Source organism: Mesotoga sp. UBA5557 (genome assembly GCF_002425715.1).
In the GTDB taxonomy this organism is placed as follows: domain Bacteria; phylum Thermotogota; class Thermotogae; order Petrotogales; family Kosmotogaceae; genus Mesotoga.
In genome coordinates, this window is sequence record NZ_DIMV01000014.1 from 1 (window position 1) to 13,225 (window position 13,225).

Annotated in this window: 11 protein-coding genes; 2 read left to right on the forward strand and 9 right to left on the reverse strand. The window is 47.7% G+C overall.

From position 1 onward, the window contains the following. Window positions 1–189: 189 nt before the first annotated feature. Both B3157_RS01045 and B3157_RS01050 read left to right on the forward strand, forming a co-directional pair. Complete coding sequence (locus B3157_RS01045) at window positions 190–528, forward strand: ferritin-like domain-containing protein (RefSeq protein WP_292588170.1); 339 nt, start codon at window positions 190–192, stop codon at window positions 526–528. 11 nt (window positions 529–539) lie between these two features. Continuing rightward, entirely contained in the window at window positions 540–1,331 is a 792-nt protein-coding gene (locus tag B3157_RS01050) for a family 1 encapsulin nanocompartment shell protein (protein ID WP_292588172.1), read from the forward strand. Between the two features lie 53 nt (window positions 1,332–1,384). Here the strand turns inward: B3157_RS01050 and ileS are convergent, their stop codons facing one another. The 9 genes from ileS to B3157_RS01095 all read right to left on the reverse strand — a co-directional run. Beyond that, a complete protein-coding gene (ileS, locus tag B3157_RS01055) occupies window positions 1,385–4,528 on the reverse strand; it encodes an isoleucine--tRNA ligase (RefSeq protein WP_292588174.1) in 3,144 nt (1,047 codons plus the stop codon). Between the two features lie 355 nt (window positions 4,529–4,883). Continuing rightward, the gene (locus B3157_RS01060) at window positions 4,884–7,298 is read right to left on the reverse strand and encodes a xanthine dehydrogenase family protein molybdopterin-binding subunit (RefSeq protein WP_214060109.1); all 2,415 of its coding nucleotides are present in this window, start codon (window positions 7,296–7,298) and stop codon (window positions 4,884–4,886) included. Further along, window positions 7,285–7,788: a (2Fe-2S)-binding protein gene (locus tag B3157_RS01065; protein WP_099829312.1), complete on the reverse strand. Its 504-nt coding sequence runs from the start codon at window positions 7,786–7,788 to the stop codon at window positions 7,285–7,287. The genes B3157_RS01060 and B3157_RS01065 overlap by 14 nt, the downstream gene beginning before the upstream one ends. Further along, window positions 7,785–8,660: an FAD binding domain-containing protein gene (locus B3157_RS01070; protein WP_292588178.1), complete on the reverse strand. Its 876-nt coding sequence runs from the start codon at window positions 8,658–8,660 to the stop codon at window positions 7,785–7,787. Before B3157_RS01070 ends, B3157_RS01065 begins: the two co-directional genes overlap by 4 nt. Before the next feature lie 26 nt (window positions 8,661–8,686). Next, window positions 8,687–9,478 carry a cyclase family protein gene (locus B3157_RS01075; protein ID WP_099829314.1) on the reverse strand — a complete coding sequence of 264 codons (792 nt, stop codon included), beginning with the start codon at window positions 9,476–9,478 and terminating at the stop codon, window positions 8,687–8,689. 12 nt (window positions 9,479–9,490) lie between these two features. Continuing rightward, window positions 9,491–10,756, reverse strand: a complete 1,266-nt coding sequence (locus B3157_RS01080) for a DUF1116 domain-containing protein (protein ID WP_292588181.1) — start codon at window positions 10,754–10,756, stop codon at window positions 9,491–9,493. After that, the gene (locus B3157_RS01085) at window positions 10,740–10,919 is read right to left on the reverse strand and encodes a hypothetical protein (protein ID WP_103134321.1); all 180 of its coding nucleotides are present in this window, start codon (window positions 10,917–10,919) and stop codon (window positions 10,740–10,742) included. The genes B3157_RS01080 and B3157_RS01085 overlap by 17 nt, the downstream gene beginning before the upstream one ends. Before the next feature lie 2 nt (window positions 10,920–10,921). Beyond that, entirely contained in the window at window positions 10,922–12,064 is a 1,143-nt protein-coding gene (locus B3157_RS01090) for a fatty-acid metabolism regulator protein (RefSeq protein WP_292588185.1), read from the reverse strand. Between the two features lie 483 nt (window positions 12,065–12,547). Then, the coding region (locus B3157_RS01095) for a DUF2877 domain-containing protein (RefSeq protein ID WP_292588187.1) at window positions 12,548–13,225 on the reverse strand (678 nt) is incomplete at its 5' end.

Genomic DNA, 13,225 nt, shown 5'->3' on the forward strand with positions numbered 1-13,225 from the left:
CACGAACCCGCTACCCCCAACCTCGGCCTTCCCTTTTCTCCCTTATAACTTGCATCTTGGAACTTGCAACTGAGCTTTTACAAGCGCACAGCGGCTCTTAACCGACAGGCTTGCTATGTTACAATTTAAAGTATGATAAAATTGTTTGTATAGTATGGAATACACATTAGTTGAGAAGGAGGCGTGTATATGAGCAATTATCACGAACCGTTTGAAAAGCTTAGCGAAAAGGCAAGAGACATTTCCAGAGCTCTCAGCAGCCTCAAGGAAGAGATCGAGGCAGTTGACTGGTACAACCAGAGAGTCGATGTTTCGGATGACCCTGAACTCAAGGCAGTCATGGCTCACAACAGAGATGAAGAGATAGAACATGCGTGTATGACTCTTGAATGGCTCAGAAGAAATATGGACGGATGGGATGAGGAATTAAAGACATATCTGTTCACGAATGCCCCGATAACCGAAGTTGAAGAAGCCGGTGAAGGTTCTTCCGGAAATGGCGGTCTCAACATCGGCAAGATGAAATAGGAGGGATTGCGATGGACCTTTTCAAAAGACAATTGGCCCCGTTATCAAGCGAGGCATGGGAAGAGATAAACGAGAGAGCAAGGCAAGTACTCAAGAGCTACCTATCGGCAAGAAAGATCGTCAACGTTGTTGGACCTAAGGGCTGGGAATACTCTTTCCTGCCCGAAGGAAGAGTGAAGCTCCTGGATAGAGAAGGTGAAATCGGGGTGGGCTTGAGAAAGGCAAAACCTCTAATAGAGGCTAGAATCCCGTTCAAGCTGGTGCGGTGGCAGATGGATGATATAGAAAGAGGCGCAAAGGATTCAGATCTTGCACCTCTTGAAGATGCGGTTAAGCAAATCGCGCTCTTTGAAGAGAGAGTCATCTATAACGGCTACGAAAAGGCTTCAGTCGAGGGAATCGTTGAAGCTAGCGAAAACGACCCCATTCCTCTCGGATCGAAGCCAAATGAAATCATTGAGTCTTTGTCTAGAGCAGTCCAGGTTCTGAAAGACAACTTCACTGACGGACCGTTTGTCCTTGTGGTCAATCCAGATACTATGTCTATGCTGAACTCACATGTTTCCGGTTATCCTCTGGTGAAGAGAATCGAGTCCTTCTTGGGAAGTGAGATTGTGGTCAGCAGAGTGTTGAAAGATGCGCTTCTTCTGCCGAAGGATCACGAAGATCTTGAGATGGTAATCGGCGGAGATTTCGAAATCGGTTATCAAAGCAGCACAGAAGATGAGGTAGAGCTCTTCATAACGGAATCATTTACTTTCAGAGTTCTTGATCCGGCGATCATAGTTAAGCTCACTGTCTGATTCACATTCCAATAAGAGACCGGGAGCATGAAGCTCCCGGTTTTTTCATATGTCTAGACTCTCTCTACCTTGATTCTGGTGTTGTAACCATTTAGGTTCCATTCGGTCCCGGTATCGAGTCCCTCCTGGAAATTGACGCTGTTTGAAAGCGTCTCTTCTTTTATGTAATCACTGAATGTCTCTATTGCTTCTACAAGAGCATCGGGCCCGAAGTAAGCTACAGTGATTCTATCTGTAATCTCAAAGTCGGCTTCTTTTCTCATTGTCTGTATCTTCGAAACCATTTCTCTTGCAAGCCCTTCCTGCAGAAGATCGGGAGTGAGTTCGGTATCGAGAATGACAAAGTTGTCGTTGCTCATCTCGAAAGTAAAGCCTTCCAGTTCCTGTATTCTTATGTCCAGATCCTCTTCCGTCAGATCGAAGAGCCTTCCGTTAGCTTCAACGGAGATCTTGCCGTCGTGTTTGACTCTTGCGACAACTTCAGAAGGTTTCATTAACCTTAGGGCATTGCTGATCGACTTGAGATCTTTGCCGAACTTAGGACCCATAACTCTGAAATTCGGCTTGACTTCATAGTTCACATAGTCTCCCAGCTCTTCAATGTATTCTATGTTCTTGACGTTGATCTCTTCGAGGATCAGCTCGCGCATTGACTCGACGATCTTTCTTATATTCCCGTCCACTAGAATCTTCGGCAGAGGTTGCCTGACCTTTATCTGGACCTTGTTTCTACATGCTCTACCCAGTGTCACAATGTCCATGACTGTGGCCATTCTCTTTTCGAGTTCAGGCTCGATCAAGCTCTCGTCGGCAACCGGATACAGTTCCAGATGCACAGACGCCTTTTCCTTGTGGGTAAGGTTTCTGAAAATCTCTTCGGCCGTGAAAGGTGCAATTGGCGCCATGAGTTTTGCGATGGTCAGCAGTACTTCATAAAGCGTGAGATAGGCTGCCTTCTTGCTGTTGTCGAGTTCGCTGGTCCAGTATCTGTCTCGTGTCCTTCTAACATACCAGTTAGAGACTTCCTCGACGACAAAGTCCTGAATTGCTCTCACTGATTTCGTAAGATCATAATTGTTCAGAAGCTCTGTCACTTCCTTTACCAGAGTGTTCAGTCTGGACATTATCCATCTGTCAACCTCTTCCCTTTCAGGAACAGGCAAGTCGAAATTCGCAGGGTCAACGTCGTCAACATTTGCGTACATTGTGAAGAATGAGAATACACTATGCAGGGTTCCAAAGAACTTGCTGTAAGTGTCCTTCACCCCGTCCTCATCGAACTTTGTGGGAACCCAGGGTGGCGAGACGGCCAGCAGATACCATCTGAGTGTATCTGCACCGTACTTCTCGATTATCTCCGACGGATCAACAGTATTTCCCTTTGACTTCGACATCTTCTGACCGGTCCTGTCTAGAACCAGATTGTTAACCAGAACGTTCTTGTAAGGAGACTGGCCAAAGAGGAATGCAGAAATCGACATGAGGGAGTAGAACCAGCCTCTAGTCTGATCTATACCTTCGCAGATGAAATCTGCTGGAAATAGCTCTCCCATGAAATTGTCTTTGTTCTCGAATGGATAGTGATGCTGGGCCACTGGCATTGCCCCTGAATCAAACCAGCAGTCAATGACCTCGGGGGTCCTAGTCATCTGTCCACCACATTCGCATCTTAAATGAACGTCATCTACATATGGGCGGTGAAGCTCGATGTCTTCTGATATGTTCTCGACCGCTCTCTCTGCCAGTTCCTTTCGTGATCCAACCGAAGTCAACTTGCCACATTCATCGCACTTCCAGATGTTTAGAGGAGTTCCCCAGTATCTATCTCTAGAAAGGGCCCAATCTACCATGTTTTCGAGCCAGTTACCGAAGCGGCCCTCCCCAACAAACTTTGGGTACCAGTTCACGGTGTTGTTCACTTCGATCATTTTATCTCTATACTCTGTAGTCTTTATGTACCACGACTTTCTTGCGTAGTAGAGAAGCGGCGTATCGCATCTCCAGCAGAACGGGTAGGAGTGGGTCAAACGCTCTTTCTTGAATAACAGATTCCTCTCCTTCAGATAACGAACAATGAGTGGATCGGCATCCCTTACAAACATCCCTGCCCACGGTTTCACTTCTTCTGTTATCTTACCTTCCTTGTCGACAAGCTGGAGAAGCGGGAGATTGAATTTCCTTCCGAGTATGTTGTCATCTTCTCCAAAGGCAGGAGCCATATGCACTATACCCGAGCCGTCTTCAAGAGAGACAAAGTCCCCGTAGACAACAAAGAATGCCTTCTTGTCTACGCTGGCAAAGGGGATCAGCTGTTCATACTCGAGATTGACAAGATCTTTGCCTTTGAGTTCTTCAATAACCTTGTAATTGCCTTCTTCACCGAGCAAAGCACTGAGGCGATCCTTGACCAGGTAGTAATATTCGACTTCGCCGGTATCCAGCATCACTTCAACCTTTACGTAGTTGAATCTGGGATTCACTGCTAGAGCAACGTTAGAAGGAAGCGTCCATGGAGTCGTCGTCCATACTATGAAGTACTCGTTTTCCTTTCCTTTCAGTCGGAACTTCGCGTATATAGAGTCAATAGTCTCATCTCTATAGCCCTGAGCAACCTCGTGAGAAGCGAGGGGAGTACCGCATCGCGGACAATACGGCATTATTTTGTGGCCCTCATATATGTAGTCTTTGTCAAAGTACTGCTTCAGGATCCACCAGACAGATTCTATATAGTCGTTGTCCATCGTTATATACGGGTGCTCCATATCTATCCAGTAACCGATTCTCTCTGTCATTTTCTTCCACTGACTTTCGTACTTCCAGACGGATTCTTTGCACTTGTGATTGAACTTCTCTATGCCAAAGTCCTCAATCTCCTGCTTCGAAGAGAAGCCCAGCTGCTTTTCAACTTCGATCTCCACAGGAAGACCATGCGTGTCCCAGCCGGCCTTTCGCTTCACCTTGTATCCTTGCATCGTTTTGAAGCGACAGACTGCATCCTTCAACGTTCTCGAAATTACATGATGAATTCCGGGCATACCGTTGGCAGTAGGCGGACCCTCGAAAAAAACAAACTCGGGGCTCCCCTCCCTAACAGTGACACTTCTGTTCGCTAGATCATCTTGCCTCCAATAGGAGAGTACTTCTTCTTCTCTATCAGCTGCAGGGCGTCTAAGGTCTACTTCTTCAAACCTTGGCATACTTCGTCTCCTCCTGTCTTGAAGTATTCGTCGAATAATATAGTTCAATTATGAGGGTATCTGTCAATATTTGCTTTAAGAATAGAAAAACTTGAAGAGTGCCTGTGAAGAGACTGGGCAGGCAATCTGTCCTAGAAAAGCGTCTTACTCTGTAATCCCCGGCTCTGAAGTTGTACCAGGCATAGATTTCTTCTCCTTCTCAACGGTTATAGCCGCTTATAGATAATATAATACAATACATTTCAAACTTGTCAAGCAAAATCGGCAACTAGAAATCTAAACGAAGCATCCGCGCAGGGCGGATGCTTCAATGAATTGGAGATTGTTTCGATCTCTTTCAAAATACGCTCTTATTTCACCATTCCTTCTTAGCTCGCTCATAAGCCAGATCAAGAGCATAAGGCCATTCCCAGAAATCAGTCTCACCTTTATCTTTAGCTTTCAAAGCCTTGTAAACTCTCTCTCTACTGAGCGGGTAACTGTGAATTCGCATACCAGTCGCCCTGAACAATGCGTTGTTTGTTGCCGGTGCAGGGGCTATCATCGAGTGTTCACCGACTCCGCGGTTTCCGTAAGGTGAAATCTCTTCTGGTGTCTCTTCCCAGAAAGCATCGATCTCACCTGGAATATCCTTTATCGTGGCAATCTTGTAATCCGTGAAGTCTGGAGTGAGTAATCTTCCATATTCATCGTAGATCATAGCTTCCATTAGACAGGCAGAAAGACCCTGAACTGTTCCTCCTTCAATCTGACCTTTGATGTTTATTGGAGTGATAGCTTTGCCGACATCGTAACCCGCACAAACTTTGTTTATAATGATTCTCCCAGTCGCCGGATCGACTTCCATATCTATTCCCACTGCGCCAAGAGTGAAGTGAACGACACTCTTGGGAGACTGCCCGGTGTCTGGATCGGGATAGATCAAGTCAGGCGGTGTAAATGAGCCGCTTCCGATTATTGGGCCGCCCTTCAGAATTCCGTCTGGCATTTTGAAACCGTTCTGAACTCTTTCGTCAATCCTTTCGCTCTTGCCAAGTTTGTGACACTTAACGACTCCATGCTCTATGCTTATCGTCTCGACAGGCGTCTGCCAGTATTCGGAGAAAAGAGCGAGGAGCTTCTCTCTTAGCTCGCTTGCAGCTCGCTTTACCGCCATGCCCATCGACCAGCAGGATCTGCTTGCTACAGTTTGCCAGTCGTAAGGATGGCTCTGTGTATCTGGATAGTAGACCTTTATCCAATCATACGGAATCCCTAGTTCTTCGGAGACTATCTGAGCATAAGCGCTATACGTTCCCTGACCCATATCCATTGTGGCGGCTAGAACTTCAACCGTTCCGTCTCCGTTGAGTTTGACAATGGCTGATGAAGAAGCGTCGGCGGGAATTGCGGGCGCCTTTATTGCCAGTGCGATTCCCTTCCCTCTCTTCCAGCCCTTTCTTATTGGAGGCTCTTCTTTGAGGACATCTATGCTCTTTGCAACCTTGTCGATTATTTTGTCGAGAGCATGGTCATGCATCGGCATTCCGGTACAGGTAGTCTGCCCCTTCTTCAAAAGGTTCTTCTTTCTGAACTCAACTGGATCTATGTTCAGTTTGTGAGCGACTATATCAACCACGACTTCAAGTGCGCTCATTAGCTCCGGCAAACCGAACCCTCTGTAAGCACCTCCAAATGGCTTGTTTGTGTAAACTGCATAGCAGTCCGACCAGACGTTCGGAATATTGTAAGCTCCCATTGATGTGTAACCGGCGCTTCTAACCGGGTTTGCTCCATATTCGGCAGAGATTCCCGTGTCAAACCAGAATGTGTGGCGTATACCCTGCATCAGGCCGTCTTCACTGACTGCAAGCTCGATTCTAGCCACAAATCCCTGGCGGACCCACGAGGTCAAGAGGACTTCTTCTCTTGGTATGAAAAGCTTTACAGGCCTTCCTTTCAGATCCTCATCCATAGCCGCTGCAAGGCAGAGAGCCTCGATAGTCATCCCTGCCTTCCCTCCGAAGCCGCCGCCTATCGGAGGCGCGATCACCCGAATCTTGTTCAGTGGATACTTTATCCCCTTGGCGATTATGTCTCTTACTGTGAAGGCTGACTGCGCCGAGGTCCAGATCATTATCTCTCCAGACGCGGGATCTTGCTTGCAAATTGAGCACAGCGTTTCAATATAACCATGAGCAATCTGAGGACACGTAATCGTCTCTTCAAAGACGTGAGCCGCATTCTTGAAGGCCGCTTCGGTATCTCCTTTTCTTATCCTGAACCAGTTGGCAATATTGGTATTTGGCTGAGGAGTAATGAAGTCTACGTGCTCGTATTTGTGGAGGTCGGGATGAACAAGCACTGAATTTGTGGTAGCTGCCTTAACCGGATCGAAGATAGCTTCGAGCTCTTTGTATGTTACTTTCACCTTCTTGACCCCTTCTCTCGCGGCCTGCTCGGTTTCGGCAACAACTAGCGCAACGGGCTCTCCAACATATCTTGCTCTCCCAATTGCCATGGGTGTTCTATCCTTTAGATATAGACCGAAGTGATGTGGAAAGTCTTCTCCAATCAGGACTTTAAGTACACCGGGAATTTCCAGCGCCTCTGAATAATCGATTTTCAGAATCTCTCCGTGTGCTACAGAAGAGCGCACGACCGCTGCGTGAAGCAGTTCGGGACCGAACCTGAGGTCATCGGTAAATTGAAGTGTGCCCTCCGCCTTCTCGAGATCATACTTTCTTGGCAACCACTTTCCAATTCCGGTCTTTGTCTTAATCGTCTTCACGCAACTCACCTCCTTTAACCTTTCCGGAGAGAATGGCGGCACTTTTCTTGACCGCCCGGATAATCGAGAGATAACCCGTGCATCTGCAGATATTTCCCGAGAGAGCTTCTTTTATCTCTTCCTCAGAAGGAGACGGATTCTTCTTGAGCAATGCATAGGTTGTCATGACCATCCCCGGAGTACAGTAACCGCACTGTATTGCACCTTCATCTACGAAGGCCTGCTGAATCGGATGAAGCCTGCCTTTCTTGACAAGCCCTTCTACTGTTAGCACTTCCGCACCCTCGGCTTCTCGCGCAAGGACAAGACAAGACTTTTGAGGAAGTCCATTTATGATAACCGTGCACGCTCCGCACTCTCCCTCTTCGCAGCCTCGCTTCAGGCTTGTAACACCGTATTCTCTCAAAGCATTGAGAAGGGTCGTTCTGTCCTCGACTATCAAGGTGGCTTTTCGGCCGTTGAGTGTCAGAGTCACATGCTTGTCTTTCATCTGCGAACACCTTCTTCCACGGGACCTTCCAGACAACAAGAAATCGCCCTGCTCGTTAGTTCGGCAATCATGTCGATCCTGTATTCTCTGGATGCTCTCACGTCCGTAATGGGATCAACAGCTCCAGCTGCAAGCTCTGCGGCTCGTTTGATAACCCTGTCATCTATATTACCGGAAGAATTGAGGAGCTTTTCCGCCTCCGTCGCTCTCAGTGGTCTGGGAGATACGGCACAGAAGGCAATCCTGAACTCCCTGTTATCCCCCTTGAAGAGCGTACAACAGACGGCTGCCTGAGCTATATCCAGAGCCTCTCTTCTGATTGCTTTGAGATAGCAACCGCTTGTTTCAACTACGGGTATGGCGATTCTTATTCCTGTCACAACCTCGTCGACTGCCAGTGAGGTCTTCTTGGGTCCGATTATGAATTCGGATACCGGGACTTTCCGGGTGCCGTTTGATCCTGTGATTTCAACTTTGGCGTCATAGCATACCAGAGGAGCTATCATATCTCCGGAAGGAACCGCAGCACAGACGTTGCCTATAACGGTTGCCCGATTCCTTATCAGTGGATCCGAGTGTGCCCTGCAAGCCTGCACCAGCGCAGGGAAGTAACGTTTCATTGAGCTGTCTTCTATAATCTCACTAAGAGTTACGAGCGCCCTGATTTCCACATTGTCCTCGTTTATCGTTATTCCTTTTAGCTGCTCGATTGCCGTTAGGTCGATTATATAGTCCGGCTCCTTTATGGATTTATGTAGCCAGACAATAACGTCAGTACCGCCGCTCTTGATTATGGCATTCTTTCCATGACGTCCAAGTGCATCCAGGGCCTCGGAAAGTGAGCGCGGCCTTTCCAGAACGAAATCACGCATCCATATCGCCACTCTTTCGGTTGGATTTATTCCTCTTCGTCGAACGCAACTATTCTACTAATACAAGACTCTCCGCCGACAAATCTCCACGGGAAGCACCCGATAACCATTCTCTTGTTCAATATTTTGTCTATCTCTCCACCAACGTTCTCGGCGTGAATAATGTCGTACGGGAAGAGAAGCACATGCATAAGCTGGTAGTCCTCGTCGGGGAAGATCTCTTGAAGGGACTTACCATACTTCTTCTGCATATAGCGGTCACACTCTTTCGCCTGAACAGGCATCCAGTCACGGATCTTTGTATTCATTGGATGGTCGGCAGAACCGCAGTCAACTCCTATCCACTTTATCTTCTTCTTTTTGCACCACTCGGCAAACTCTCTTGTCGGTCCAGGGTGTTTGATCATGTATCTTACTTCGTCTGCCTCAGGCTGGTCGTAAGCGTACTTGTGATACCCTGTGTTGATGATAAGAATGTCGCCTTCTCTTACTTCCACTCTTTCTTCTATGTCCTTTGATGTGTAGATCCCGTAATCCTCTGCAATGTCCGAGAGATCAACGATAACTCCTGGCGCAACGAGTTCGTCCAGAGGTATGCTTGCGATGTCTCTACCATGAGTGCAAAAGTGCAGCGAACCATCCAGATGGGTCCCGACATGGTTAGAGTGAGTAAGAAGTTGACCGTTCGCACCGTTTGGAGCCAACCTCTTGAAGAATTTGATCTGAAGCGGCTCATAAGTTGGCCATGGCGGTGTCAGATGACTGATCGGTTGAGATAACTCGTAAATCTTGATCTTGTCCCAGTTTTTCGGTATCATACTCTTCCTCCTTTATTTGGAATATTCCTCGACGAACGCTTCCGCTGCCTTTACAAAAGCTTCAGAAGGCATCCTAACAATTCCGGCACCCACCTGCCCTTTACCGGCCTCTCGATGAGCTGCGCCTGTATCCAGGATAGGCGTGATGCCTGTCTCCACAACTCTGATTAGATCAATTCCTGTGGGAGTTCCACGGAAGTTCAGTGCGGGAATTGTGAAGTGCTTGTTTTCTCCTATACAGATTTCATACATCTCCTTTGTGTAGTTCACTGCATCTTGAGGCGTACCTCCAACAAACTGAACGATCGCAGGGGCCGCAGCCAGGGCAAAACCACCTAAGCCGTAAGTCTCCATAATCGCACTGTCTCCTATGTCTCGATTGACATCCTCCCTTGTGAAGCCAGGGAAGAGCAAGACATCGGGCAAGGCTGCCTGGCAGGTGAACCATTTGTTCTTCATTCCGGCGATCTGGATCCCGAAGTCTGTACCGTTGCGAGCCATTATGGTGAGCATACTCGATCCTTCGACGTAACCAACACTGTCGAGCGAGACCTTTGCCGCCGCCATACCGGGATTAAGAAAGAAATGATCATTTCCCGCCACAAATTTAACAACTCTGGAGAGATCAGGGTTGCTCCCCTCCGCATCAATCATAGAAGGTACGAGGGTACGAATGAGAAGTGAAGTAGCTGCCCTGTTTCGGTTATGAAGCTCATCCCCCATGTGCAGAGACTGAGATATAAGACTCTTAAGGTTAAGACCCCCGTTATCGTTCACGAATTTCCGGACCCCGCTTCTCAAGGCAGGATACAGAACTTCTCGCATCCAGTTCAGTCTCTCAATAACCTCTTCACTGAACGCTCCCATTCGCAAGACCTTACCGAGTCCCTCGTTCAGCGTTGCATAGCTCCTCTTTCCAGAATTCTTTTCCTCAATGATCCAAACCGGCAGGTTAGGGGATATTATCCCTGCCATTGGGCCGACAGCGTTATGATGATGGCAAGGTTCAAATGAGATATTTCCTTTCGAAGCAAACTCCCTTGCTTTCTCCGGAGTTTCGGCCCAGCCTTCATAAAGGATCGCACCGGTCACGGCACCTATCATAGGGCCCGACATTCTGTCCCAGGTTATTGGCGGTCCTGCATGAAGTATCATCTTCTCTTTGAAGTGCGGAATAACATCTTTTGCCATGCCGAGATCTACAATATGGGGCTCGGCTTTCAGAAGCCTTTCAAATGCGATGGAGTTTGCCATTTCAATACTATTCAACTTCCTCACCTCTTAACTTTCTCAATTTATCCATCAGTGAGCTCTTCGCAAGAGGAGGTCTCCAGTTGACCTTCACTGCGGGTACCTCCTGATCCTGAAGATCGAGATAGAATCTTTCCATCCCAAGATTAACTACTTTCGGACCATTATCGAGTAGATCTTTGAAGGACATGGTCAACGCTCCTTTCTCGAAACTAAACTGGCAGCCAGAAGAGCTGCTCTTGCATTGCTCTCGCAGACTATAACACCTGCTTCCTCCAACAGGGCCCTCTGCCTGCCAAGATCTTGAGGATCCCCGTCGGTCCCGCAGACATAAGCTATATATATCGGTTTTGTTTCTCTATTTACAGACTTGATTGCCTCAACAACGTCGAACGAAGGATTATCAGCACTTCCATACCCGAGGACAACATCGAAAAGGATGACAGCTACCGAACGGTCTTCAGATTGCTGTTTCACCTGTTCAGCCCTGAAGGATGGGTCTATCATGGGGTGTAATCTCCCTTGAGTGAACTCGTCTTCGCCATAGTCGATGAATGAGTGTCCGACTGGTTTCAAGCTGTTCTCCAGTTTGAGATCTTCCCTCAACGGAGCATTTCCGTAGATTGGATTTATGTGTGCCTGAGCTATATACTGCGCTTCGTAACAGAGAGTGCCGCCAGTGAAAAGCCCCCTTACATATTTTCCATGAACCACGCCTGCAGGTCTCTTTCCGGCCAACTTCACGTACTCTGCCTTCAACTTATCTCGAGCCATAGAAACGTCTCTGCCTTTTATAAGGGCCTCGGCCACAACTGCGCACTCTTCAAGTTCCGTAGTGTAGAAGAGTTCGTCTTCATCTTTTCTAGGATCATCTCCCATAAAGCAAATCACGCTCTTCTTTTGTGTTTCTTTGAGGCAAGCCAGAATCTTCTCTCTTACTTCCGGCGCAGGCGGCTTTCCAATGGCTACAATCAGTGAAATGTCGGGATCTTTTGCCAGTTCTCGTATGCCTCTCAGGAATGATATTCCTCCAACTGACTTCTTCACGTCTCTGCCTCCGGTTCCAATTCCATGCTTGACGCCAACATCCCGGCGGCAGAGCTGCACCATGACTTCTTGAAGACCGGTGCCTGATGCCGCGACAATTCCAACCGGACCTGTAGGGCACACGTTAGAAAAGGCAAGTCCTTTCCCATTGATAACAGCTGTACCACAATCCGGGCCCATTACGATTAGATCGTTGTTTTCCGCGAAACGTTTAAGTTCAATCTCATCTTCAATTGTGACGTTGTCGGAGTAAAGCATTACGTTCAAACCGTTCTTGAGGGCCTTCATAGCCTCTGCTGCTGCATATCTACCGGGCAGAGAAATGAGAGCAAGATTGCTTTCGGGAAGTACAGAGAGAGCTCCCTGAAGAGTTGCCGGTGAATACTCGGTGTCCTTCTCTTCCTTCTTCCAGGGNNATCCCTTCTCTTTCGTAGTCGATTCCGATCAGCAGATCGTCGGGTGAAAGCAAACCCGTGTCTACTTCGAACCCGGCCGCTCTCATGATGGTTATGTTTGCCTCTGTTGCCATATTCAGCGAAGCATCATGGACTCCCTCAATCTTCTTAAGCTCCTTAGCCACAAGCATCAGAGTGACGCTATCGTAGTATTCGCCTTTCACGACCTCGATTCTCTTCATTTGAACCTCCACAAGCAACAAAGGTAATTCAAGAAAATCCCCGTTGCTCCGACNNTGATTCCGAAACCTATCGATACCGATAGAACGACTTATCTTAGTCTTTCCCATTAAGCCTAACAATATCTCTAATACTGTCATTCACCAAGTTCAAGTCCATAGGCAAGGCCGGCAAGCCACGCCTTTCCCGACAGATGACCCCATTTTGTGATACTGTCTGTCTTTTCAAGTACCCGGGTTGCATCACCGTCTGCAATAGCTGAAACCATTTCGATTCCTCTCTTCCAGAATCTACCCTCAAGAGCATCCTTTATCATTTCTGACGAGAACCAGCTCGTTTTTCGATCAAGCATCTCTCTTTCAATTGTCAACAAGCTCTTCTTTCTACCCGTGAAACGGAGAGCCATTATCCAGCCAACCAAAAAGTCATCACCTGCCGGTGTATACCCCGGTCCAAGTCCAATCAATCTCTCCGGTTCATCAATAGCTTCATGAAGGCAGCTAAGCTCCTCTGCATCCATGAACTCCAACCATTCAAGCCAAAGGCCTCTCAGCTTCTTATCCGGTAAACCGTCGATTTGAGATGGATCAAAGCCCACAGAGGCACCGTCAATACCGACCCTAATCTCTTGACCTACCTCAAGGGGAGGAAATGCCTCAATTAATGACGATCTTGGAAGATAGTCCTCAGGGTCGAGCAAGACAGAGTATCTTCTCCCGCAATGATCCATCAGGTTCAAGGCCGTTCTATAAGCACTTCTTACAGTAAGCTTTTCGACTTTGTTTCCCCAATCTGCGCTTCTCTGAAAAGGATA

Coding starts and splice junctions, on each gene's coding strand:
- B3157_RS01065 (WP_099829312.1), bottom strand. CDS start 7,788: ATGAAAGACAAGCATGTGACTCTGACACTCAACGGCCGAAAAGCCACC.
- B3157_RS01090 (WP_292588185.1), bottom strand. CDS start 12,064: ATGAAGGCCCTCAAGAACGGTTTGAACGTAATGCTTTACTCCGACAAC.
- B3157_RS01045 (WP_292588170.1), top strand. CDS start 190: ATGAGCAATTATCACGAACCGTTTGAAAAGCTTAGCGAAAAGGCAAGA.
- B3157_RS01050 (WP_292588172.1), top strand. CDS start 540: ATGGACCTTTTCAAAAGACAATTGGCCCCGTTATCAAGCGAGGCATGG.
- B3157_RS01070 (WP_292588178.1), bottom strand. CDS start 8,660: ATGCGTGATTTCGTTCTGGAAAGGCCGCGCTCACTTTCCGAGGCCCTG.
- B3157_RS01075 (WP_099829314.1), bottom strand. CDS start 9,478: ATGATACCGAAAAACTGGGACAAGATCAAGATTTACGAGTTATCTCAA.
- ileS (WP_292588174.1), bottom strand. CDS start 4,528: ATGCCAAGGTTTGAAGAAGTAGACCTTAGACGCCCTGCAGCTGATAGA.
- B3157_RS01085 (WP_103134321.1), bottom strand. CDS start 10,919: ATGTCCTTCAAAGATCTACTCGATAATGGTCCGAAAGTAGTTAATCTT.